Here is a 22,500-nt window from a genome sequence, read left to right as displayed (position 1 = left end):
GCCAACCGCTGATGGCACAGCAGGGGACACGCCGTTTACTGGTGCTCAGTGGCAGTGCTGATTGGTCACGGCAACAGGCGCTAAATCTACGTCGGCAACTGCCGGGGGATTGGCTGTGGATTGGCGAGGAGCTACCCGCTGATACTCAGGGGATTCGTCCGACGGCGGCAAAAACCTTATTGGGTCAGGAGTGGTTGCACGGTGTATTTGATGCCACTGATGGCTTGAATACCGAGGCGCTGGCGGTGCTGGCGGGGACATTGCAGGCCGGAAGCTGGCTGCTGCTCTTGGTGCCCGAGTGGGGCCGTTGGCCGAGTTTGCCCGATAGTGATAGCTTGCGTTGGAGTGAGCAGGGCACCCCCATCACCACGCCCAACTTTATCCAGCATCTGCAATGCCAGCTTCTGGTTGATCCCGATGTGGTGTTGTGGCAAGAGGGCCAGCCACAACCTGCGCCGATAGTGGACTCACGCCCCAACTGGCAGCGACCAGACGGCTCTCCTACCCTGGAGCAGCAAAATATTTTGCAGCGTTTGATGCAGGCCAAAAGGGGGATTTGGGTGCTGACCGCCGCTCGCGGGCGCGGCAAGTCGACTCTGGCTGGCATGTTGGTGGCGCAGTGGCAAGGCCAGTGCTGGGTGACCGGGCCGGGTAAGGCCGCCACGCAAGTTTTGAATGCGCGGGCTGGCGAACGGGCGCAGTTTTGGGCGCCGGACGCACTGTTGGATTACTGCCGCCAGCATGATGTCAGTGAAGTCGACTGGCTATTGATTGACGAGGCCGCCGCCATCCCCGCCGCATTACTCGCCGCGCTATTGGCCTACTTTCCACGGGCATTATTAACCACCACGGTACAGGGTTACGAAGGCACCGGACGCGGCTTTTTACTGAAATTTTGCGCCACCCTAAACGATTGGCACCATTTGACACTGACGAACCCGATCCGCTGGGCCAGTCACGATCCGCTGGAGCGCATTGTGGATGCGGTGATGCTGTTTGATGATCAATGGTCACTCACGGCCCCTTTATCCTCGCCGGTTGATATCATCACCTGTGAACAGCGCGATTGGCTGGATAATCCCGAATTACTGCGGCAGTTTTATGGTCTGCTCTCCAGTGCACATTATCGGACTACACCACTGGATTTGCGGCGGTTGATGGATGCTCCGGGTATGCACTTCTCTGCGGCGCAAGCGGTTGATGCTGTGGTTGGCGCACTGTGGCTGGTGGATGAAGGTGGCTTGAGCCGTGAATTGGCCCAAGATGTTTGGGCGGGCAAGCGGCGGCCAAAGGGCAGTTTAGTGGCGCAATCACTGGCAGCACACAGTGGCCAATGGCAAGCGCCGATCCTACTATCGCGGCGTATCAGCCGGGTGGCGGTCGCCCCATTATGGCGGCGGCGGGGGATTGCCCGCCAGATGATTGCCGCCGAGCAGCTACGCGCGCAGCAACAGCAGCTTGATTTTCTTTCGGTTAGTTTTGGCTATACAGCAGAATTAGCGCATTTTTGGCACACCTGCGGATTTCAACTGGTGCGCATTGGCAGCCATCAAGAGGCCAGTAGCGGCTGTTATGCCGCCATGGCGCTGCTCCCTTTGAGTCGCGCCGGGCAAGCACTCTGTAACGCGGCACGCCAGCAATTAGAGCGAGATTGGTATTGGTTGCAGCAATGGATTGAGATCGACACGCCAGCATCGCTATCCCTGCCTGAACAGCCTGATGTCAGCTTAAATGATGACGACTGGCGTGAATTAGCGGGTTTTGCCTCTGCTTCCCGCCCATTAGAGGCCAGTTTACCTGCGTTGCAGCGCCTGTTAGTGCACAGTGAATTACCCCTTCCTGCGCTGCGGCAATATTTGCAGCAGGAGGTGCCACCTGCGGAGATTGTTAGCTCACAGGGTCTTTCTGGGCGCAAGGCGTTAGTGGCGCGTTGGCGGCAGGAGGCCGCAGCAGGAGTGCGGGGGATTGATGGTGAACGGCCATGTGCAATTTCCTTTTATTTACATAATGGCTCAGGTTCTTATGAGTGATTAAGAGTGTATTAGGTTAAGATTTTTCGAATATTCAGGATGAGTATAACGAAGGATGCCAGGCTAGATGCACACGCACAGATTGGTCACTGAAGGGGCGCAATTGACTTATTGTTAGGCGAACTACACTATTTATACCGAACTTTAGTGGATTTTATGCTCAAGGTTGCCAACAATGAAAGTATACAAATTCTGTATTTTGTTGCTGAAAACCAAGCCTTAAATGCCATATACCCGAGGTATGTGAAGCGGTTTGCCAGAGAGCACAACCTAACCTACATAAATGATGGAGCTTGTTATGCGATACGGACACGGCACTACCCACACTAAAGGGCCGATTGATTTTAAAGCGATTCATGATAGCAAAATCGAAATGTTCAAACGATTTATGACCGCTAAAGAAATTGCTGAGCGTAATGGTAACGTGGTCATCACGCCACTTTGAATGTTTTGCCCGGTAACGAAAAGAGGCCTATTGGCCTCTTTTCTTGATAAAAAACCAGTCGCCAGAACAAGCCGAATCGATTACATCATCACCTTCAATAATTCCCACCAACTCCATCAATAAAACCCAATATCCCTGCGGCACGAGCGGCCGTATAGTAACACTATCGTCACTCAATGATTAAAGGCCCCTAATGAATCAACAACATATCGTGGTGCAGCAACCCGCCAAGGCAGAACAATTGATTTTACTGTTTCATGGGGTCGGCGACAGTGCCGCTGGCATGGCACCGGTAGGCAGCCATTTCGCGCAAGCTTTTCCTCAGGCGCTGGTGGTCAGTATTGATGGCCCATTTGCCAGCAGCATGGGCAATGGAAGGCAGTGGTTTTCGGTCCAGGGGATTACCGAAGAGGGCCGCCAGGGGCGCATCGACGAAGTGATCCCTCAATGGGTTGCCACGATACATCAATGGCAGCAACAAAGTGGCTTGGGGGCGCAGCAGACCACGTTGGTTGGCTTCTCGCAGGGCGCTATCATGTCATTAGAGGGGATGAAAGCCCAGCCACAACTCGCAGGGCGGATTATTGCCTTCAGCGGGCGGTTTGCCACTTTGCCACAACAACCGATAGCGGATGTGGTTTACCATCTGATTCATGGCGAACAGGATGGTGTGATACAGGTAGAGCACGCGAAAAAAGCGGCCAGAAGCTTAACGGCGTTAGGTCATAAGGTGACGTTGGATCTTGTACCCAACATGGGGCATGGCATCAATCAGCTGATGCTAGAGCAGGCGATCTCCCATTTGCGGCAAGATCTGGCCGCGAGATAAGGGTTATACGCGAAGGGGGGCTATCCCTTCGCGGGGATGCTCGCGTTCAGTTTATTTTTTCTTATTTTTATCCGGCCAGTCATCATCGTCGTCCCACTCCGCATTATTGTCGCGGTGAGGTGGGATCTCCGGCTTATTGCTCAAAAAGCGTTTATGGTCGAGGCGGCGTAACTCTTTGATGCCATTTAGGATAATCCCTGCCAGTAGGATAAGGATTATCCACCAGTAATCTGCTAGCCAGTGCATAATTAAGATCCTTCCATCGTGGGTGTCGCGATAAATCGTGAAAAAATCATGGGTAAATGGCGTGTCAGCCACTCACTGCCCGCCACATCTTGTGCTTGCCAGGCTTCCAGCAAGATTTTGGGTGTCAGTAACTGTGCCGCCGTGACGGCTAACGGGCGATAGCTCAAGTGCCATGGCTCTACAGCGACGCCGCCACTCTCCTCGCTAAAAGGTCGGTAAAAACCAAATTCAGCCATATGCGCACTTAGCCATTGGGTGAGCGGATAAAAATAGCCGCCAGTTTGGTACTCCCATGGTTCCAGCTGTAGTTTGGCCTCCGCTGGCAGCAAGGAGGGATCGTAAATATCCAGATCACTGCCCCAGTGATGGCGGCTGGCCCCCGGCAGGGCAGACCAGCGCAAAATAGCTTCACAGCGGGCTGCATCGTCAAGCTGGCTGATATCTATCGGCTGACTCTCTTTATCTAATACTGGTCGCTCACCGCGAAATTTACCATTCCAAATCGCTAATTGGCGGTCAAAATCGCGAAAAGTGCTGGCAGGCTGGAGATCAAAACCTGCCACTTTCGCCGCCTGCTGCATGGCCTGAAAAGCCTCAACGGCCTGCGGCTGTAGGCGGTGATTGCCGGTTAACACCATCAAATGTTCCGTTGAGCGCCCGGTAAGCATCTGTGGGGTTAATGTGTTAACTGTCATGCGATAAGTTGCTCCATGATTCGCTGATACATTCGGCTTAGCAGTTGTAAATCAGCCGCGTGAACGCACTCATTCACTTTATGGATAGTGGCATTAACTGGCCCCAGCTCCACCACCTGAGCGCCCATTAAGGCGATAAAACGGCCATCTGAGGTGCCACCGGTAGTGAGTAGCTGCGGCGTGATTTCAGTGTAATGCTCAACGGCGTTAACCACCGCATCGACCAGCGCGCCTCGAGCGGTCAGGAAGGGTTGGCCGGAGAGCACCCACTCCAGGCTGTAATTGAGTTGATGGCGATCCAGCAGGGCTTCAACCCGCTGCTTAATCAGAGTGTCGGTCAGCTCAGTGCTGAAACGGAAGTTGAACTGCACGTAGAACTCACCGGGGATCACGTTATTGCTGCCGGTGCCCGCGTGTAAGTTAGCAATCTGCATACTGGTGGCGGGGAAGAACTCATTGCCTTCATCCCACTGGGTGGCAACCAACTCATTCAGGGCTGGCATGGCGCGGTGCACCGGGTTATCAGCCAAATGGGGGTAGGCCACATGCCCTTGAATACCGTGGATGCGCAAATTGGCGGTGATCGAGCCTCGGCGGCCATTTTTCACCACATCGCCGACTCTATCGGTACTGGAGGGTTCGCCTACCAGACAATAATCTAACCGTTCATTGCGCGCCATCAGCGCATTAACCACTTTTACGGTGCCGTTAATCGCTTTGGCTTCTTCATCGGAGGTGATCATAAATGCCAGGCGGCCCTTATGATTCGGCTGCGCGGCAACAAAACGTTCGGCGGCGACCACCATGGCGGCCAGTGAGCCTTTCATATCGGCAGCACCACGGCCATACAACATGCCATCACGAATGGTCGGCTCAAAGGGGGGAGTGCTCCAATGGCTCTCATCACCGGTTGGCACCACGTCGGTATGACCGGCAAACGCCAGCGTCTCGCCTTCGCCACGCCATGCCCAGAAATTAAGAGTATCGCCAAAATTCATCGGTTCAACAGTAAAACCAATCGCCTCTAAGCGCTTGATCATGATCTCCTGGCAACCCGCATCATTCGGGCTGAGCGACGGGCGCTTAATTAATTGTTGGGCCAGTTCGATTACCGGACAGATCATGTTATTGCACCTCAATAGCGGTTTGGTTTTGGATAAAGGATTGATAACTCTCAACGTTGAAGCCCAGCAGCATCTCGCCATTGGCGGCTTCCAACAGTGGGCGCTTGATTATGGCGGGCTGCTCTAACATCAACACTTTGGCGGTTTGGGCATCGGTGATGCTATCTCGCCGCTCTTCTGGCAGCTTGCGCCAGGTGGTGCCGCGGGTGTTGAGTAGCGGCTGCCAACCCAGTTTATCAATGAAACTTTGCAGACGTTCGTCACTCAATCCATCCACGCGATAATCATGGAACTGATAGGCAATGCCTTGTTCTTCCAGCCAGCGGCGGGCCTTTTTTATGGTGTCGCAATTTTTAATGCCATAAAGGCGCAATGATGGGGTGGCAGGGCTATCTGACATGGAAAAATAGTACCTCGGCTAGAGTGGTAAAACAGGTCAGCTACTAATGCGGCTGCCCGGCTCCAAAGGAGCAATTAGCCCATAATGCGGGAAAATGAGGTTTGAATCCAGACGGCTATGGCTTGTTTGGCGTTCCGACAATCAGGGATGAGCTGCGGTTTTAGCTGATAGCGTCAAGGTCAACGGCATATTGGCGCAGCGCTTTTTGGTAAAGGCTGATCTCTTGATGGTTTGAGGTCTGCGCCAACAGTAGCAGCAAAGCCGCCACCGCTTCTTGGGTTTCACCCAGATTATGCAGTGTCATGGCGCGAAACAGGGTTATCTCTTTCGCTTGCGGGAAGGCCGCCAGCGCGCGGTCAAGTGTCTCTAACGATGCTTGATATAACCCCAGTTCCCGATAAGTGCTACCCAGCCCCAAATAGGCCTCCTGTAGCTCTTTACCCACCAGGTGATGATCAATGGCCGCACGATAGAAGGGAATGGCCTGTAACTCCAACCCCTGCACATCATACAGGGAGGCGATTTTATACATCAGACTGGCGTTATCTGGTGAGTGTTGCAGCAACTTCTGCGCCATTTCCAGCGCATCATCATAACGGCCCAGCTCTTTTAGCGAGTCGATGGAGTGTTTCATGGTTTCACTCTGTCATTTAAGTGACACACAGTCATTTAAGTTTCACACAGTAATTAATTAGCAAACTGCTCGAATTAATGAGCACGCTACTCCGGAATTGAACCTCTGGCAAGCTGAGCGCAGCCAATTCGGCTATCAACAGTGCCGCTCTTCTGCGAAGTAAATCTATGCCGCACATCTTTTAGAGAGAGAGTTTGGGCAATAATAGCGCGATAAATGAGCGCCATCACAAAATAAGAAGACAAAAAATTAACTTCATTGCTTAGCGACACATATTAAATATATGTTGTTTTTTCGTTCCATAAATGGATATTGGAGTTAATTATATGTTAAGGAAAGTTAAAGTATTAATGATGGCGACGGCGGTATTAGCCACTCTTCCAGCCATTGCTCAACTCCCAACTTATTATCCTGCTGATTATCAAAACATTATTGATGGCGCCAAAAAAGAGGGCAAAGTGGTGGTGTATGCCTCTACGGATATCAAAGCCGCAGCGCCGCTGATTAAGGGATTCGAAGCCGCCTATCCGGGGATTAAAGTCGAATACAACGACATGAACAGCACCGAGTTATACAACCGCTACATCAGTGAGCAGGCATCAGGTAGCCTCAGTGGTGACGTGGTGTGGAGCTCCTCCATGGATACCGCGCTGAAGTTGGCGACCGACTATGCGCAGGAGTACCTCTCTCCAGAGCAGGGTGAGCTGCCAACATGGGCAGTATGGAAAAACAGGGCCTACGGCACGACTTACGAACCGGTGGTTTTCATCTATAACAAGCGCCTGATCCCCGCAGCAGATGTGCCGACGACCCATGCCGCACTGGCAAAACTCATCGCCAGCCAGCCTGATAAATTCAAAAAGAGAGTGACCACCTATGATATTGAAAAGTCAGGTTTAGGTTTTATGTTGTCGGTACAGGATTTCAAAGCTGATCCTAACTACTTTGCGACACTGGCTGATATCGCCAAGGGCGGGCTGACGGTGCAATCCTCCACCGGCACGATGATGGAGAGAGTGTCATCTGGTGAGAATCTGATTGGTTTTAATATCCTCGGCTCTTACGCCGAAACCCGTGCTAAAACAGACCCTTCTCTTGGGATCTCCTACCCGCAGGACTACACCCTGGTGCTGTCGCGAGTCACATTTATCAGTAAAAATGCAACCAATAATAATGTGGCCAAACTGTGGGTTAACTACGTGCTATCAGAAGCGGGCCAAAATATTTTGGCTAATCAGTCAGATATTCCTTCAATTCGCAACGATATCGAGGGTAACAACGACATCGCTGGCATGACCAAGAAGCTAGGTGATGCGCTCAAACCGATCGCGGTTGATGAGAGTCTGTTGGAGTATATGGAGCAGACTAAACGTCTGGACTACATCAAACAGTGGCGCAGCGCGGCCGCAAAATAAGGGCTCCCCCTTGGTGCGTATCTGTGGCGGTACGCACCCTGATTTTACTGGTTTTATCATGGATTTTTAACCAACGGGACTCATTATGAAAGCATTGCGCAGAAAGTGGCAAAGCTTGCCGCGCGGCTTGGTAGTCTTGATAACCACACTGGTTATCTACGTACCACTGTCATTTATTGTTATTCAAAGTTTCCTTTCTGCCCCCTTTTTCTCACCGAGCAAAGTGTTCAGCCTTGAGGCATTTCGCTTCATTTTTGCTGATCCCGATTTTTATAAGGCGCTGAAAAGTGGTTTTATTCTGGCTTTCGGGCTGGTGGTTATCGCGATTCCGTTGGGAGGGATTCTGGCCTTTTTGATGGTCAGGACTGATCTACCTGGCCGCCGGATCATCGAACCGCTGATTTTGGTGCCTATTTTTGTCTCGCCCATGGTGTTGGGGTTTGGTTACGTGGTGGCGGCAGGGCCGGTGGGATTCTTCTCCCTGTGGGCGGAGTCATTGATAGGTTTTGTGCCCTGGAATATTTATGCCATGTCCAGCATCGTGGTGATTGCGGGCCTGACCCACGTTCCTCACGCCTACCTCTATATCTCATCGGCGCTGCGCAGTGTCGGTTCTGATGTGGAGGAGGCGGCGCGCACGGCAGGGGCCTCGCCTTTGCAGGTGATGACGGCGGTGAGTTTGCCGATGGTGCGCCCATCGATTTTGTATATCACCGTATTGCTGTTCTTCCTGGGGCTGGAGGTGTTCGGGCTGATGCTGGTATTGGGCGATCCTGAGGGCAACTTGGTGTTGGCGACCTATCTTTACCAACTGACCAATAAGCTGGGCACCCCCTCTTACCATCTGATGGCCGCCGTAGCGGTGATACTTATCTGCATCACCATTCCGTTGGTGATGTTACAGCGGGTACTGATGCGTACCGCCAACCGTTTTGTTACGGTCAAAGGTAAAGCGTCTCAGGCGCGACTATTACCTCTGGGCAAGTGGCGTTGGATTGCCGGTGGTGTGGTGGCGTTTTGGCTGACGGTTACCATTGGCGTGCCGCTGCTGGGGGTGGTGCTACGTGCTTTTGTCTCTAACTGGGGCATGGGGGTATCGCTCTGGGATGAGCTATCGCTCAACACTTTCCGCACCATCTGGCAGCAGCCTAACTTGCTGCGGGCCATCGTCAACTCGATGGCGATCGGGGTATTTGGCGGCGCGTTGGCCGTTATCTGCTATCTGTTTATCGGCATTGCGATGCACCGTAAACCGGATGGCGTGACGCGTTTCCTTGATTACAGCGTGTTAGTCCCGCGTGCAGTGCCGGGGCTACTGGCGGGGCTGGCATTCTTATGGGTCTTCCTGTTCCTGCCGATGTGGCTGGATAACTCCTTGAAAGAGGGCTGGTTATCCTCGCTGCCAATGGCCGAGTGGTTGCGGGGGAATCTGGTGGTGTGGCTCCGCTCTCTGCGCAGCACCATTTTTAGTGTCTGGCTGGCGTACACCGTGGTGTGGATGGCCTATGGCCTGCGGCTGATCTCGTCGACTTTGCTGCAAGTCGGGCCTGAGTTGGAAGAAGCGGCCCGCAGCAACGGCGCCAGCCGGGGTCAGGTGACGCGCCATGTCACCATTCCACTATCCCGCTATGGCCTGATTGGTTCGTGGCTGCTGATGTTCCTGATTTTTGAGCGCGAATACTCTACCGGGGTTTATCTGCTGTCACCGGGTACGGAAACCATTGGCTCGATGCTGGTTTCACTGTGGGCGGCGGGGGCGATTGATATCGTTGCCGCGCTCTCCTTTATTAATATCCTGCTGGTGGTGTTGGGGCTGGGTATTGCATTGCGCTTTGGAGTTAAACTAAATGATTGAATTATCAGTAGATAACCTGCATTTAACCTATGGCGATAACCCGGTGTTGAAAGGGGTGTCGATGCAATTAAAGCGCGGCGAAGTGGTCTCTCTGCTAGGGCCATCGGGGAGTGGGAAAACCACCTTGCTGCGCGCAGTCGCGGGTTTGGAGAAACCGAGTCAGGGTTGCATTATCATTGGTGAAAACAGGGTATATGATGGTAAAACGAGTCGTGAAATCCCAGCAGAAGAGCGCAACCTGGGCTTGGTGTTCCAGTCTTATGCTTTGTGGCCCCATAAAACGGTATTTGAGAACATTGCTTACCCGCTGAAGTTGCGCAAAACGCCGGCGGCGGAGATCACTCAGCGGGTGCAAGCGGTACTCGACCAACTGGGGCTGGGGGCGCTGGGTCATCGCCACCCCCATCAGCTTTCTGGTGGGCAGCAGCAGCGTGTGGCCATTGGTCGTGCGCTGGTCTATAACCCGCCGGTTATTCTGCTGGATGAGCCGCTATCGAATCTGGACGCCAAATTGCGCGAGGAAGCGCGGGTGTTCCTACGTGAATTGATCATCAAACTCGGCTTATCAGCGCTAATGGTGACCCATGACCAAAATGAGGCGATGGCAATCTCTGACCGTATTTTGCTGCTAAATAACGGCAAAATTGAGCAACAGGGGACGCCACAGGAGATGTACGGTTCGCCAACGACGCTTTTTACCGCAGAGTTTATGGGCAGCAATAACCGCTTACATGGCAAGGTCACGCAGGTTAGTGAGGGTAAGGCGCGAATCGAAGGTAAAGATTGGGCGCTGTGGGGATGGGCGGGCGAGGGGGTGCTGGTGGGGCAAGAAGGTACGGCAGTGATCCGAGTCGAACGGGTCAATCTGACGGATGATCCGAACGGCAACCAGCTCAATTTACCCCTGCTGACCAGCATGTATCTGGGCGACCGCTGGGAATATCTGTTCCGCACTGCGGCTGACGATTTTGTGATCCGCGCTTATGGTGCTGAGGTTCGCCGCGAGGAGCTATGCTCGATCTCTTTACCGATGGAGCATCTGTGGGTCTTCCCTAAGGGATAAACCTTCCGATATCAGGAGATTATTAACAAAGTTTCAGTGGCGGAGAGAACAGACAGATAGTAAAGATGCCGTCAATCCATCCATGGAGGCTTGAGCCGCGCCATTCGTGGCGCGGACGCTTTACTCTTTAGCCTGTACTCACCTTTTCCAATCGAGTCATCGGGTTTTCCATCAGTCTGAGACCTGCTTTTAGTAAAAATAGCTCTTTTGACTGCTCAACTCATTCGCCTGCTTTCTATTTTGACTGTTCAAATAATAGGCGTATAATGACTCGCGATAATTAGAGAGGACGTTATGGTTGAATTTGAGTTAAGCACGTGGAAAGAGTTTATCGATGCTATGCTGCGTAAGGCATAAGCGAATAAACCAGCAGTAAGAGTTATTATCTTTTTGTTGTTTTATCGATACAGATCCAGGGGCGAGTGATCGCTCGCAGAAAGGCAGAACCGTTGAGGTATCTGCCTTTTTTATCGGCAAATGCTCACTAGCTGTTTTGATATTGGTAACCCAACCATGGGACGACAATATTGCCGCTGTTGATCAGAAAGAAGCGCTCAAAACCGGGGATCAGGACATGGGTTACCGTGCAACCTGCCGCACTCTGATAGAGGATACTGATCAGCACCGGATGCCCTTGCGCATTTAAGCCCCGCTCAATATGCAGTAGTTGATCAATCACTGAGGTGATGGGTTCATCTTCTGGAATATCGACCGCTTGTAAGGTTCGATCCGCTAATAGCCCGGGTAAATCAGCTTTACAGCTACGGCGGAGCTTTGGCCATGGCGATAGACGCCGCAAATAGTGATGTTGTGCCTCAATGAGATGGGGGTGTCGGGTGGCAATGGAGTGAAATTGAACCAGCTCTGTGATGGCTCGGGATAGGGCATAATAAGGCGAGAGGGATGTTCCTGCGCCAAATAAATGTATCGCCTGGCAGGGTTTGTGGCCGAAAGCGATGAAGGTCCGGCAGACGCAAGAGCGGCTGATTTCCAGTACTGTAATTTGGTCCGCTATTTCAGCCTCAGCATGGCACCATAAATGATGAAGCTCTTGCTGTAGTGAATCCCGGTTCACCCGTCGTAACTCATCATCACTCTCCTGATAAAAGTAGTTAATCAAAAATTGCGATATATCTTCACGTTCAATACTTTCATTAACTGCATGTAGAGTGGCTTCTTGAAAAGAGGAACCAATAGCGGTGCCACTGTTGCTGGAATAGCGGCGTAATACCTGATAATCGAAGTTATCTCCCTCAATGGGCGAGTTGGCGTAATCGGGGGTTGAAAAGGCGACCGGGTAAAAAACAGAAATATCGCCAGTGATATTTCGGTAATGGCGGCAACCAATTTTTGTATCCGGTTGAGTTTGCAATAAACTTCTAACGAAATCATACTCTTTTAATGTGTGTTGCAGCTTATTTGTTTTACATAATGATATTTCACCGAACTTTTGATAACTGGTTGAAATATAGTGTTCAAATGCTTCATAAAAGGAGCCGATTAATGCTGCGCCGTCAATACCTTTGCCAACACCTTGGCTCAGTAACTTATTATTATGATCATAAATATCACAGGTGGTAGTAATAATATTTTGACCAAGATTCTCTATGTAGGGGATCATACTATTCCCCTGAAACTCAGTCAGGATTCGTTTTTGGGCTTCAGCTAACGTGATTTCACGCTCATAAGGTAATTCCATATGTTTATCTCCAATAAACAATCAATTAAGGAAGCCGAAGCTTCCTTAATTATGGTGCTATTCATTTTCCAGTTCAGCTAACTCCTTTTCTGTTAAACAATTAATGTGTTCATTGTTCTCAATTGATTCATCCTCATCAACTTTATTTGGTAATAAACCGAGAATACCCATGATGATATCTCCTGACTCTATTGAGGTTAATATGAAGTTGTGTTTTCACGTCGATATTGCCATGTGATAGATAAATATGGATTATGATTTTAAAATGATCAACATGCAGTGTGAATATATTAAAGTAATTTTTTTGTTTACCGATTAATGATTCATTTGAATATTATTAATATAAATTATTTATTGTATTTGCTACTTATTTAAAATAAAAGGTGACATTAATTATTAATGTCACCTTTCTCACGCCACATATCGCGGTTTACTGATTATCTACCGGCCAAAATTTAGGCTTTCCTCCGCGCTGCTCTGCCGGGGAAGCGACGGCGAACCAGGACAAAGAACAGCGGCACAAAGAATATCGCCAATACAGTGGCGGAGATCATCCCGCCCATCACCCCGGTTCCTACCGCATGTTGGCTACCGGAGCCGGCCCCCTGACTGACCGCCATTGGCAACACACCAAAAATAAACGCCAGTGAGGTCATCAGAATGGGCCGCAGCCGCTGGCGTGACGCCTCCAGTGTGGCCTCCACCAGATCTTTGCCTTTGTTGTTCAATTCACTGGCAAATTCGACAATCAAAATGGCGTTTTTGGCCGATAGCCCGATGATGGTCAGCAGTCCAACCTGGAAATAGACGTCATTCTCTAACCCACGCATCCAGGTGGCGGCAACCGCGCCAATCACCCCGAGCGGCACCACCAGCATTACGGAGAAAGGTATTGACCAACTCTCATACAGTGCCGCCAGACACAAGAACACGACCAGCAGCGAAATAGCATAGAGGGCAGGGGCTTGCGAGCCAGATAGCCGCTCCTGATAGGACATGCCGGTCCACTCCAGACCAAAACCATTTGGCAGTTGTTTAACCAGATCCTCCATCACATTCATCGCGGTGCCGGTACTGACCCCCGGCGCGGCCTCGCCGACAATCTCCAGCGCCGAGTACCCGTTGTAGCGCTCTAGCCGTGGTGAACCATATTCCCAGCGAGTGGTAGAGAATGCGGAGAAGGGCACCATGCCGCCGCTCTTATTACGCACATACCACTTATTGACATCTTCCGGCAGCATACGAGCGGTGGCCTCAGACTGCACATAGACCTTTTTCACCCGCCCGCGATCAACAAAGTCGTTAACGTAGGTCGAACCCCAGGCAGTTTTCAGCGTGTTGTTGATATCATCCAGTGAGACCCCCAGCGCTTGTGCTTTGCGCTGATCAATATCTATCTGCAACTGCGGGCTATCATCCAACCCGTTATGCCGCACCCGTGTCAGGGCCGGGTCTTGGGACGCCATCTGCAACAGTTGGTCACGGGCCGCCATCAGTTTATCGTGGCCTAAACCGCCGTGATCTTGCAGCTCCATATCAAAACCGGAGGAGCCACCTAAACCTGAAATGGCCGGTGGACTACTGACTGACACTTTGGCCTCGGTTATCTTATTAAAGGCTTTGGTCGCGCGCTCAATAATGGCAAAGGAGGAGTCATGACTGCTTTTTCGCAGCTCCCAATCAGAGAGCCGAATGAATAACCGCGCCACGTTCTGACCATTACCGCCGGGGCCGGAGCCCACGGTGGCAAACACCGACAGCACGCTCTCTTTCTCGGCCGTCAGGAAGTAGTCCTCCACTTTCTCGACCACTTTCAGTGTCTGTTGCTGGGTGGAACCCACAGGAAGCTGGACTTGTGCCATAAAGACCCCGCGATCTTCCAGTGGTAAAAATGAGGTCGGTAATTTTACGAACAATAGCGCCAGCCCGCCTAGCAGCAGTACATAGAGCAGCATATAGCGCAGACTGTGGTGCAACACCTGCGCCACGCCCCGCTCGTAACGATGAGCATTGCGATCAAACATGCGGTTGAACCAGCCGAAGAAGCCGCGTTTGCCGTGATGATGCCCCGGCTTAATAGGCTTGAGCATGGTAGCGCAAAGTGCCGGTGTCAGAATCAGCGCGACCAGCACTGAGAGCACCATGGCAGAGACGATGGTGATGGAGAACTGGCGGTAGATGGCCCCAGTAGTTCCGCCGAAGAATGCCATCGGAATAAATACCGCTGATAGCACCAGTGCAATCCCCACCAATGCGCCCTGAATCTGCCCCATGGATTTGCGCGTCGCTTCCCGGGGGTCTAATCCCTCTTCGCTCATGACGCGCTCGACGTTCTCCACCACCACGATGGCATCATCAACCAATAGCCCGATGGCGAGCACGATGGCAAATAGGGTTAAGGTATTAATACTAAAACCAAATACCGATAGGATAGCGAAGGTTCCCAGCAGCACCACTGGCACGGCGATGGTCGGGATCAGGGTGGCGCGGAAATTTTGCAAGAACAGATACATCACCAGGAACACCAGCAAAATGGCTTCCAATAGTGTTTTGACCACATCCTTGATTGAGGCTTTGACGAAGGGGGTGGTTTCATAAGCAATTTTGGCCTCAAGGCCATGGGGGAAGAAGGGCGCGAGTTCGGCCAACCGGGCTTTTACCAGTGCATCGGTTTGCAGCTCATTGGCACCAGAGGCCAGTTTGACACTCATCCCCGACGCGGCTTGCCCGTTAAAACGGCTCAGATAGTCATACTTCTCGGCCCCCATCTCAATCTTTGCCACATCGCCCAAAGTGACCAGTGAACCATCCTGGTTGACTCGTAGTGTAATTTCCCTGAATTGTTCAGGTGTTTGCAATTGAGATTGCGCATTAATTGTGGCATTCAATGCCTGATTATCAACCGAAGGTGTCCCGCCCAATTGTCCGACGGCTATCTGGCTATTTTGCGACTGGATAGCGGTGACAATATCCTGCGTAGTGAGTTGATAATTATTGAGTTTGTTAGGATCGAGCCAGATCCGCATCGCGTATTGCGAACCGAAAGCATCAATACTGCCGACCCCTTCGATTCGGCTAAGGGGGTCTTGCAGATTACTGGCAACATAGTCGGCAATATCTTGCTTATCCATGCTGCCATCGGTGGAAACAAAGGCCACCATCATCAGTGTGTTATCACCGGATTTTGAGACTGAAACCCCTTGCTGCTGTACATCCTGAGGCAGTTTTTTGATGGCAGATTGCAACTGGTTTTGAACCTGTTGCATAGCTTCGTTAGGGTTGGTGCCAGCCTGGAAAGTTAAGGTTATCGAGGCACTACCGGAGTTGCTGCTCTGTGATGACATATACAGCAGATTATCCAGCCCGGTCATACTTTGCTCGATGACCTGCGTGACAGTGTTTTCCAGGGTTTGCGCCGAGGCACCGGGGTAGGAGGCACTGATGCGCACAGTCGGCGGAGCCAGATTGGGGTATTGCTCAATCGGCAGTGTTGAGATTGCCAATGCCCCAGTGAGACACATAATTATCGCCAATACCCAGGCAAATATCGGGCGGTCGATGAAAAAGTTTGCCATGCAGTGCCAGCCTCTATAGAAAAAATGATTTGCCGCAAAATCTACACTGCACTCTACGCGGGAAAGCTAAAGGAAACGTGAAGAAAATAAGGAGAACCTGTAAAAAAACCTCGATAAAGCTGAGTTAATTCACCTTGATACAGAAAAGAGTGATAAACAGGTGTTTTTTCGGGTATCAAGTAGACTGAATAGCAGTCACTCAACATAGGAATGTGTATGGAACTCAATCCGGTATTTGCCCGTCGTCTCTATCTGTGCTGGCTTATTAGTCGTGGTGACTCGCTGAACGTGCCGCTCTTGATGGAATTAACTGGCTGGCCACGGCGAACGTTGCAGGATGTCTTAAAAGCACTGCCCGGTTTGGGCGTCACGCTAACATTTGTACAGCAGGGTGTGCGCAATAACGCGGGCTATTACCAGTTAGATAGCTGGGGGCCACTGAATAAAAAATGGATATACGATAACCATGATTTGATCTTAGCGGCCATTGAATAGCCTCGCGGCTAGAAAAGTTGGCTGATAATTAACCTGCTGGGCGGCTGCTAATATTTCTTATTTTCCAAAAACATGATGGTTGCCGCCACACGCGAACGCACATTCAACTTACGCAATAAATTACGGATATGCACTTTCACGGTCTCTTCGGAAATGTGTAATTCGAAAGCCACCTGTTTATTGGACATCCCGCGAGCCACTTCTTGCAGCACATCTAATTCGCGCTCGGTTAATTCACCGAAAGGATTAACCTGTTCGTGGCGAGAGGATAAATAGAGCGCGACTTCATCACTGAATACTTTTTCACCCTGTGCCGCCTGACGGATATTTTCTAGCAATATTTCTGGTTCGCTGTCTTTGAGCAGATAACCGTCCGCACCAGCATCAATCATGGCATACACATCGTTGCGGGCATCAGAAACCGTGAGGATAATAATTCTCGCATCGACACCTTCATTTCTTAATGCTTTCAATGTATCTAGCCCAGACATTCCTTTCATATTCAGATCGAGCAGAATGACATCCGGCTGACATTTGGTCGCTTCAATAATGGCGTCACTACCGCAGTTAGCTTCAGCGATGACATTAAAATTACTGTCTAATTCAAGTAGTTGTCTAATGCCTCGGCGCATTAATGGATGATCATCAACGATCATAATGGTGTGACTTTTGGTCATAATAAGTAATGTCCCTGTAACCGAAAAAACGGTTATACCGTTATTAACGTGAAACCGCAGGGGTTAGCGATGTGGATTCACCCGGCTCAGTTAATCGAAATGAGCTTATCGGGGGATGTTCGTTTGCTGCCCTACCTACAATTCCAATGACTTTAGGTATAAATATCTGCTGTAAAATATGAATTATTTTTTGGTCACTAATTAGGCTAAACATGTTAACAATCATAGTTAGTTGACCTATGATTTAAGTGTACCGCACTCTTCCCCTATCTCCTGCGGTAATTCTCCTTCGTAGTATAAGGGGGTTCTGATTGGAACTCTATTCTTTACCCACAAGGAAGGGAAGACTGTTTTAAAACAGCAGTCAAATTCATTTAACCGCTGCATTTTGTCTTAAGAAATAATTACCAAAGTATTATCTTGATTTGATAGCTATTCTCATTAAACAAATCGTTATATAAAAAAACTAATAACGCAAATAGATTTAACCACGACAAATCAGGTAAATAACCACTAAATTAATTGATCCTGCTCAATATCTCCCACTGATTAACCCTAAAGAGTAATTATTTTATTACTCATTATTCTGTATTTAGTACCTAAACACTGGGGAATCTCTTTCATTAATATAAATAAGAATAATTATCATTATCCCGAGATGAATCCTTGGGCGCTAAATGAATCATCTCTAGCTCGCACTCGCGGGCGCGCCAGCAGGTATTAAGGATATCAGCATGACTGATTTATCGCGGCGTAAATTACTGACCGGCCTTTGGCGAGCGGATAGGCAACACTCCTCTGTTATACGCCCCCCCTGGTCGGTGATGGAGGCTGATTTTATTGCGGGTTGTACCCGATGCCATGCCTGTGTTGCCGCCTGTGAAACCGGCGTATTGATCGCGGGCAGTGGTGGATTCCCCGAAATAGATTTTCAGCGTGCCGAATGCAGCTTTTGCCAGGCCTGCGTGCGGGCATGTGAAGCCGATGTTTTTACCGCAACAGAACGGGCAGCCTGGTCACTTAACATCAACATATCAGACCGCTGTTTGCCTTTTCACAATATTGAGTGCCGTAGTTGTCAGGATAGCTGTGAAACGCGAGCGATTAAGTTTCGCCCGCGCTTGAATGGCATTGCTCAGCCCGAATTAGATTTACCAGCCTGTACTGGCTGCGGTGCCTGTGTGCCCGGCTGCCCAGTTCAAGCCGTAACCCTCACCCGGAGTGATGATGGACAATAAAGAGTGGCATGTCTGCGGATTGGTATTGCAAGCCAAACCGGCGCGATTTGCGCAATTGATTGACAGCTTGCTGGCGATCCCGGGCACTGAAATACCCACCAGTGATGCCGCGCAAGGCAAACTGGTGGTGGTCATGCAGGCGGCGCGCTCAGACGTGCTCCTGAATTATATTGAGTCAGCACGTAATCTGGATGGTGTGCTGGCTGTATCGCTGGTGTATCACCAGCAGGATAGCCAAGGTGAGGAAATGCCATGAAACTCAGTCGCCGGGATTTTATGAAGGCCAATGCTGCGGTTGCCGCAGCTGCCGCAGCCGGATTGACCATACCCACAGTCGCTAAGGCTGTGGTGGGTGAGACATCAAACGCAATAAAGTGGGATAAAGCACCTTGCCGATTCTGCGGTACTGGCTGCGGTGTTTTGGTCGGCACGCAAAATGGTCGCATCGTGGCATCGCAAGGTGATCCGGACTCACCGGTCAACCGTGGGTTGAACTGCGTGAAAGGCTATTTCCTGCCAAAAATCATGTACGGCAAAGACCGTCTGACCCAGCCGCTGCTGCGGATGAAAGAGGGGCAGTATGATAAAGAGGGCGATTTCACCCCAATTAGTTGGGAAAAAGCCTTTGATATCATGGAGCTGAAATTCAAAAATGCGTTGAAAGAGAAAGGCCCGACGGCTGTTGGCATGTTTGGCTCCGGCCAATGGACGGTGTGGGAGGGCTACGCCGCCTCGAAATTACTGAAAGCGGGCTTCCGCTCCAACAACCTGGACCCCAATGCCCGCCACTGTATGGCCTCTTCCGTGGTGGGCTTTATGCGCACCTTCGGCATGGATGAGCCAATGGGTTGCTACGATGATATTGAAGAAGCAGATGCTTTCGTGCTCTGGGGCTCCAATATGGCGGAGATGCACCCGGTTTTATGGTCGCGCATGACCAGCCGCCGCCTGACCAATGAAAATGTCCGAATTGCCGTCCTCTCGACCTATGAGCACCGCAGCTTTGAACTGGCTGATAACCCGATGGTCTTCACCCCGCAGACCGATCTGGCGATCATGAATTACATCGCCAATTACATCATCCAAAACAATGCTGTTGATCAGGGCTTCCTTGACCGCCATGTGAATTTCCGTCGTGGTGCCACTGATATTGGCTATGGTTTACGACCAACCCATCCACTGGAAAAAGCGGCGAAAAATCCGGGTAGTGATGCTTCCGAGCCAATGAGTTTTGATGATTTCAAAGCTTTCGTCGCCGAATATACAGTCGAAAAAGCCGCTAAAATGAGCGGCGTGCCGGAAGACCAATTGGAGTCACTGGCGCAGCTGTATGCTGATCCGAAAGTGAAACTGGTCTCCTACTGGACGATGGGCTTCAACCAGCACACCCGTGGTGTCTGGGCCAACAACATGTGCTACAACCTGCATCTGTTAACCGGCAAGATCTCCAAACCGGGTTCTGGCCCCTTCTCCCTGACCGGCCAGCCATCGGCTTGCGGCACCGCACGCGAAGTGGGAACCTTCTCCCACCGCTTGCCCGCAGACATGGTGGTGACCAACGAAAAACATCGCCAGATTGCCGAAACCAAATGGCAACTGCCTGCCGGGACTATCCCCGAAAAAGTGGGCCTACATGCGGTAGCACAAGACCGGGCGCTGAAAGATGGCACCCTCAATGCCTACTGGGTGATGTGCAATAACAACATGCAGGCTGGCCCGAATATCAACGAAGATCGTATGCCAGGCTGGCGTGATCCGCGCAACTTTATTGTGGTGTCTGACCCCTATCCGACCATCAGTGCACTGTCGGCTGACCTTATCTTGCCGACGGCGATGTGGGTCGAGAAAGAGGGCGCTTACGGTAATGCCGAACGCCGCACTCAGTTCTGGCGTCAGCAAGTCCCGGCACCGGGCGAAGCAAAATCTGATTTGTGGCAGATGGTTGAGTTCGCCAAACGCTTTAAAGTTGAAGAGGTGTGGCCGGCTGAGCTGGTTAACAAGAAGCCGGAATATCGCGGTAAAACGCTGTATGAGGTGCTGTTTGCCAACGATGTGGTGAGCAAATACCCGCTGAGTGAAATCCCCGCCGATCAACTGAATGACGAAGCGCGCGATTTCGGTTTCTACATCCAGAAAGGGCTATTTGAGGAGTATGCCGATTTTGGTCGCGGTCACGGCCACGATTTAGCCCCATTCGATCGTTATCACCAAGAGCGCGGTCTGCGCTGGCCGGTGGTCAATGGTAAAGAGACACTTTGGCGCTACCGCGAAGGTTTCGATCCCTTCGTGCCGAAAGGCGAGGAGGTGCGCTTCTATGGCAAACCGGATGGTAAAGCGGTGATCTTTGCCCTGCCTTACGAACCCGCCGCTGAAAGCCCGGATGAAGAGTATGACCTGTGGCTCTCTACCGGCCGGGTGCTGGAGCACTGGCATACCGGTTCCATGACCCGCCGCGTACCTGAGTTACACCGCGCCTTCCCTGAAGCGGTGCTATTCATTCACCCACTGGATGCCAAAAAGCGTGGTTTACACCGTGGCGACAAGGTGAAAGTGATTTCACGCCGTGGTGAACTTATCTCCCTGGTGGAGACCCGAGGCCGCAACCGCCCACCAGAAGGGCTGGTGTATATGCCGTTCTTTGATGCGGCACAACTGGTGAATAACCTGACGCTGGATGCCACCGATCCACTATCCAAAGAGACAGACTTCAAGAAATGCGCAGTGAAATTGGCGCGGGTCGTGGCGTGATTTAGTGGAGTGGCGTGATGTAGTGGAGTGATACGGCTGCTCGCCCAAGGGCGGGCTATGCCACTCACTTATCAAAATCATCCAGGGATGCTCAGGAAAAGAGTGTCTTTCAGGAGGAAATAATGAATAGCACAATGTTTAAATCACTAAACCGCCGATTTTTGGCAATCATATCGCTGCTGGCGGTACTGGTGGTCACCGGCGCGGTCAATGCGGCCAACAATGTTGAAATGGACTTAAGCCAATCACCGGAGGTCTCAGGGAGTGCGGCAGGCAAGGTGACAATGCCGAGACAGCAACAGCGGATGGCGCTGAACTATGTTAACCAGCCGCCAATGGTCCCCCATAGTGTGGATGGTTATCAAATCAGCAAAAATACCAACCGCTGCCTGCAATGCCACGGCGTTGAGCACTATCGAACCACCGGCGCACCACGGGTTAGCCCGACCCACTTTATTGACCGCGATGGTCGAGTGTCGAGTGAAGTCTCGCCACGTCGCTATTTCTGCCTGCAATGCCATGTGCCACAAACCGATGCCGCACCTATTGTCGGTAACAGCTTCCAACCAGCCCCTGGCTTTGGTCAATAACCCAGGTGCTACTGTGAGATTCGTGATGAGAGAGGCCAGTGATGAGTGAAACTAAAAAGCCCGGTGTGATCCGACGGATATGGCAGTGGTGGCGTCGGCCAAGCCGACTGGCGCTAGGGACTTTACTGCTGATTGGCTTTGTCAGTGGCATCATTTTCTGGGGCGGTTTTAATACCGGCATGGAGATGGCGAATACCGAAAAATTCTGTATTAGCTGCCATGAAATGAAAGATAACGTCTATCAGGAGTACATGGGAACCATCCACTACAGCAACCGCAGTGGTGTAAAGGCGACCTGCCCTGATTGTCACGTGCCCCATGAGTGGGGGCCAAAAATGGTGCGCAAGATCAAGGCCAGTAAAGAGCTGTATGCCAAGACCATTGGCTTGATCAATACGCCGCAGAAGTTTGAGGCCCATCGTCTGGCCATGGCCGAAAATGAGTGGGCGCGCATGAAAGCCAATGGTTCGCAAGAGTGCCGAAATTGCCATAATTTCGACAATATGGATTTCACCGCGCAAAAAACTGTGGCGGCGAAGATGCACAGTAAAGCCATCACTGAAGGCAAGAGCTGTATCGACTGCCATAAAGGCATTGCCCATAAGTTGCCGGATATGAAGGATGTCCCAACCGGGTTTTAATCCTGACGCCGTCGGTATCAATAAAATAGTGGTTAGATGCCTTGTGGACGTAGTGTCGACAAGGCATTTTTTATTGCAATATTAAGCTGCATCTCACATAA

Annotated in this window: 20 protein-coding genes; 12 read left to right on the top strand and 8 right to left on the bottom strand. The window is 51.1% G+C overall.

The features are described 5' to 3' along the window. Positions 1 to 11 precede the first annotated feature (11 nt). The 3 genes from HRK25_RS00490 to ypfH all read left to right on the top strand — a co-directional run bounded on the left by HRK25_RS00490 (position 12) and on the right by ypfH (position 3,304). Positions 12 to 2,030: a tRNA(Met) cytidine acetyltransferase TmcA gene (locus HRK25_RS00490; RefSeq protein ID WP_032897531.1), complete on the top strand. Its 2,019-nt coding sequence runs from the start codon at positions 12 to 14 to the stop codon at positions 2,028 to 2,030. 298 nt (positions 2,031 to 2,328) lie between these two features. Beyond that, positions 2,329 to 2,475 (top strand): hypothetical protein, encoded by a 147-nt coding sequence (locus HRK25_RS00485; RefSeq protein ID WP_005273318.1) that lies wholly within the window; start codon positions 2,329 to 2,331, stop codon positions 2,473 to 2,475. Positions 2,476 to 2,668: 193 nt separating this feature from the next. Further along, positions 2,669 to 3,304 (top strand): esterase, encoded by a 636-nt coding sequence (gene ypfH, locus HRK25_RS00480; protein WP_005273328.1) that lies wholly within the window; start codon positions 2,669 to 2,671, stop codon positions 3,302 to 3,304. Positions 3,305 to 3,355: 51 nt separating this feature from the next. Here ypfH and HRK25_RS00475 read toward each other — a convergent pair whose 3' ends face one another. The 5 genes from HRK25_RS00475 to HRK25_RS00455 form a co-directional block, all read right to left on the bottom strand. Next, complete coding sequence (locus HRK25_RS00475; RefSeq protein ID WP_005273331.1) at positions 3,356 to 3,550, bottom strand: YpfN family protein; 195 nt, start codon at positions 3,548 to 3,550, stop codon at positions 3,356 to 3,358. A 2-nt stretch (positions 3,551 to 3,552) separates the two neighbouring features. Further along, on the bottom strand, positions 3,553 to 4,245 hold the full coding sequence (locus HRK25_RS00470) for a M15 family metallopeptidase (protein WP_032897487.1): 693 nt from the start codon (positions 4,243 to 4,245) through the stop codon (positions 3,553 to 3,555). Then, positions 4,242 to 5,369, bottom strand: a complete 1,128-nt coding sequence (gene dapE, locus HRK25_RS00465; RefSeq protein WP_005273336.1) for a succinyl-diaminopimelate desuccinylase — start codon at positions 5,367 to 5,369, stop codon at positions 4,242 to 4,244. Before dapE ends, HRK25_RS00470 begins: the two co-directional genes overlap by 4 nt. A 1-nt stretch (position 5,370) precedes the next feature. After that, positions 5,371 to 5,769, bottom strand: a complete 399-nt coding sequence (locus HRK25_RS00460) for an ArsC family reductase (RefSeq protein WP_005273337.1) — start codon at positions 5,767 to 5,769, stop codon at positions 5,371 to 5,373. Between the two features lie 160 nt (positions 5,770 to 5,929). Further along, positions 5,930 to 6,403 carry a tetratricopeptide repeat protein gene (locus HRK25_RS00455; protein WP_005273340.1) on the bottom strand — a complete coding sequence of 158 codons (474 nt, stop codon included), beginning with the start codon at positions 6,401 to 6,403 and terminating at the stop codon, positions 5,930 to 5,932. A 326-nt stretch (positions 6,404 to 6,729) separates the two neighbouring features. Between HRK25_RS00455 and HRK25_RS00450 the strand changes: the two genes are divergently transcribed. The 3 genes from HRK25_RS00450 (at position 6,730) to HRK25_RS00440 (ending at position 10,736) form a co-directional block, all read left to right on the top strand. Continuing rightward, positions 6,730 to 7,818: an ABC transporter substrate-binding protein gene (locus HRK25_RS00450; protein ID WP_032897489.1), complete on the top strand. Its 1,089-nt coding sequence runs from the start codon at positions 6,730 to 6,732 to the stop codon at positions 7,816 to 7,818. 85 nt (positions 7,819 to 7,903) lie between these two features. After that, positions 7,904 to 9,673, top strand: coding sequence for an ABC transporter permease (locus HRK25_RS00445; RefSeq protein ID WP_005273344.1), 1,770 nt, complete (start codon positions 7,904 to 7,906; stop codon positions 9,671 to 9,673). After that, positions 9,666 to 10,736, top strand: coding sequence for an ABC transporter ATP-binding protein (locus HRK25_RS00440; protein ID WP_032897492.1), 1,071 nt, complete (start codon positions 9,666 to 9,668; stop codon positions 10,734 to 10,736). Before HRK25_RS00445 ends, HRK25_RS00440 begins: the two co-directional genes overlap by 8 nt. Before the next feature lie 484 nt (positions 10,737 to 11,220). On the opposite strand, the gene HRK25_RS00435 is transcribed toward HRK25_RS00440, so the two are convergent. Both HRK25_RS00435 and acrD read right to left on the bottom strand, forming a co-directional pair. After that, complete coding sequence (locus tag HRK25_RS00435) at positions 11,221 to 12,435, bottom strand: YcaO-like family protein (RefSeq protein WP_005273349.1); 1,215 nt, start codon at positions 12,433 to 12,435, stop codon at positions 11,221 to 11,223. 455 nt (positions 12,436 to 12,890) lie between these two features. Continuing rightward, entirely contained in the window at positions 12,891 to 16,010 is a 3,120-nt protein-coding gene (gene acrD, locus HRK25_RS00430) for a multidrug efflux RND transporter permease AcrD (protein ID WP_005273355.1), read from the bottom strand. 216 nt (positions 16,011 to 16,226) lie between these two features. Here acrD and HRK25_RS00425 point away from each other — a divergent pair, with 216 nt between their 5' ends. Then, positions 16,227 to 16,505 carry a winged helix-turn-helix domain-containing protein gene (locus tag HRK25_RS00425; protein WP_005273358.1) on the top strand — a complete coding sequence of 93 codons (279 nt, stop codon included), beginning with the start codon at positions 16,227 to 16,229 and terminating at the stop codon, positions 16,503 to 16,505. 47 nt (positions 16,506 to 16,552) lie between these two features. Here HRK25_RS00425 and HRK25_RS00420 read toward each other — a convergent pair whose 3' ends face one another. Continuing rightward, a complete protein-coding gene (locus HRK25_RS00420; RefSeq protein WP_005273360.1) occupies positions 16,553 to 17,182 on the bottom strand; it encodes a response regulator in 630 nt (209 codons plus the stop codon). A gap of 734 nt (positions 17,183 to 17,916) precedes the next feature. Here HRK25_RS00420 and napF point away from each other — a divergent pair. From napF to napC, 5 genes are all read left to right on the top strand, one after another. Then, complete coding sequence (gene napF, locus HRK25_RS00415; protein ID WP_005273362.1) at positions 17,917 to 18,420, top strand: ferredoxin-type protein NapF; 504 nt, start codon at positions 17,917 to 17,919, stop codon at positions 18,418 to 18,420. Beyond that, positions 18,410 to 18,676, top strand: a complete 267-nt coding sequence (gene napD, locus HRK25_RS00410; protein WP_032897496.1) for a chaperone NapD — start codon at positions 18,410 to 18,412, stop codon at positions 18,674 to 18,676. Before napF ends, napD begins: the two co-directional genes overlap by 11 nt. Then, positions 18,673 to 21,168 (top strand): nitrate reductase catalytic subunit NapA, encoded by a 2,496-nt coding sequence (napA, locus tag HRK25_RS00405; protein WP_032897499.1) that lies wholly within the window; start codon positions 18,673 to 18,675, stop codon positions 21,166 to 21,168. Before napD ends, napA begins: the two co-directional genes overlap by 4 nt. A gap of 122 nt (positions 21,169 to 21,290) precedes the next feature. Continuing rightward, the gene (napB, locus tag HRK25_RS00400; RefSeq protein ID WP_032897502.1) at positions 21,291 to 21,758 is read left to right on the top strand and encodes a nitrate reductase cytochrome c-type subunit; all 468 of its coding nucleotides are present in this window, start codon (positions 21,291 to 21,293) and stop codon (positions 21,756 to 21,758) included. A gap of 41 nt (positions 21,759 to 21,799) precedes the next feature. Next, positions 21,800 to 22,399 (top strand): cytochrome c-type protein NapC, encoded by a 600-nt coding sequence (gene napC, locus HRK25_RS00395; RefSeq protein ID WP_032897505.1) that lies wholly within the window; start codon positions 21,800 to 21,802, stop codon positions 22,397 to 22,399. The last annotated feature ends 101 nt before the right edge of the window (positions 22,400 to 22,500 follow it).

Source organism: Yersinia bercovieri ATCC 43970 (genome assembly GCF_013282745.1).
Taxonomy (GTDB): Bacteria; Pseudomonadota; Gammaproteobacteria; order Enterobacterales; family Enterobacteriaceae; genus Yersinia; species Yersinia bercovieri.
Note: the sequence above shows the minus strand (reverse complement) of the source record. Positions and strands in the feature narration are given on the sequence as shown.

Excerpts from the sequence above, each read along its gene's own strand:
- napA (WP_032897499.1), top strand. The coding sequence starts at position 18,673 with ATGAAACTCAGTCGCCGGGATTTTATGAAGGCCAATGCTGCGGTTGCC.
- HRK25_RS00435 (WP_005273349.1), bottom strand. The coding sequence starts at position 12,435 with ATGGAATTACCTTATGAGCGTGAAATCACGTTAGCTGAAGCCCAAAAA.
- napC (WP_032897505.1), top strand. The coding sequence starts at position 21,800 with ATGAGTGAAACTAAAAAGCCCGGTGTGATCCGACGGATATGGCAGTGG.
- HRK25_RS00450 (WP_032897489.1), top strand. The coding sequence starts at position 6,730 with ATGTTAAGGAAAGTTAAAGTATTAATGATGGCGACGGCGGTATTAGCC.
- napB (WP_032897502.1), top strand. The coding sequence starts at position 21,291 with ATGAATAGCACAATGTTTAAATCACTAAACCGCCGATTTTTGGCAATC.
- HRK25_RS00445 (WP_005273344.1), top strand. The coding sequence starts at position 7,904 with ATGAAAGCATTGCGCAGAAAGTGGCAAAGCTTGCCGCGCGGCTTGGTA.
- HRK25_RS00470 (WP_032897487.1), bottom strand. The coding sequence starts at position 4,245 with ATGACAGTTAACACATTAACCCCACAGATGCTTACCGGGCGCTCAACG.
- HRK25_RS00440 (WP_032897492.1), top strand. The coding sequence starts at position 9,666 with ATGATTGAATTATCAGTAGATAACCTGCATTTAACCTATGGCGATAAC.
- napD (WP_032897496.1), top strand. The coding sequence starts at position 18,410 with ATGGACAATAAAGAGTGGCATGTCTGCGGATTGGTATTGCAAGCCAAA.
- HRK25_RS00490 (WP_032897531.1), top strand. The coding sequence starts at position 12 with ATGGCACAGCAGGGGACACGCCGTTTACTGGTGCTCAGTGGCAGTGCT.
- HRK25_RS00425 (WP_005273358.1), top strand. The coding sequence starts at position 16,227 with ATGGAACTCAATCCGGTATTTGCCCGTCGTCTCTATCTGTGCTGGCTT.
- dapE (WP_005273336.1), bottom strand. The coding sequence starts at position 5,369 with ATGATCTGTCCGGTAATCGAACTGGCCCAACAATTAATTAAGCGCCCG.
- HRK25_RS00460 (WP_005273337.1), bottom strand. The coding sequence starts at position 5,769 with ATGTCAGATAGCCCTGCCACCCCATCATTGCGCCTTTATGGCATTAAA.
- HRK25_RS00420 (WP_005273360.1), bottom strand. The coding sequence starts at position 17,182 with ATGACCAAAAGTCACACCATTATGATCGTTGATGATCATCCATTAATG.
- acrD (WP_005273355.1), bottom strand. The coding sequence starts at position 16,010 with ATGGCAAACTTTTTCATCGACCGCCCGATATTTGCCTGGGTATTGGCG.
- ypfH (WP_005273328.1), top strand. The coding sequence starts at position 2,669 with ATGAATCAACAACATATCGTGGTGCAGCAACCCGCCAAGGCAGAACAA.
- HRK25_RS00485 (WP_005273318.1), top strand. The coding sequence starts at position 2,329 with ATGCGATACGGACACGGCACTACCCACACTAAAGGGCCGATTGATTTT.
- napF (WP_005273362.1), top strand. The coding sequence starts at position 17,917 with ATGACTGATTTATCGCGGCGTAAATTACTGACCGGCCTTTGGCGAGCG.
- HRK25_RS00475 (WP_005273331.1), bottom strand. The coding sequence starts at position 3,550 with ATGCACTGGCTAGCAGATTACTGGTGGATAATCCTTATCCTACTGGCA.
- HRK25_RS00455 (WP_005273340.1), bottom strand. The coding sequence starts at position 6,403 with ATGAAACACTCCATCGACTCGCTAAAAGAGCTGGGCCGTTATGATGAT.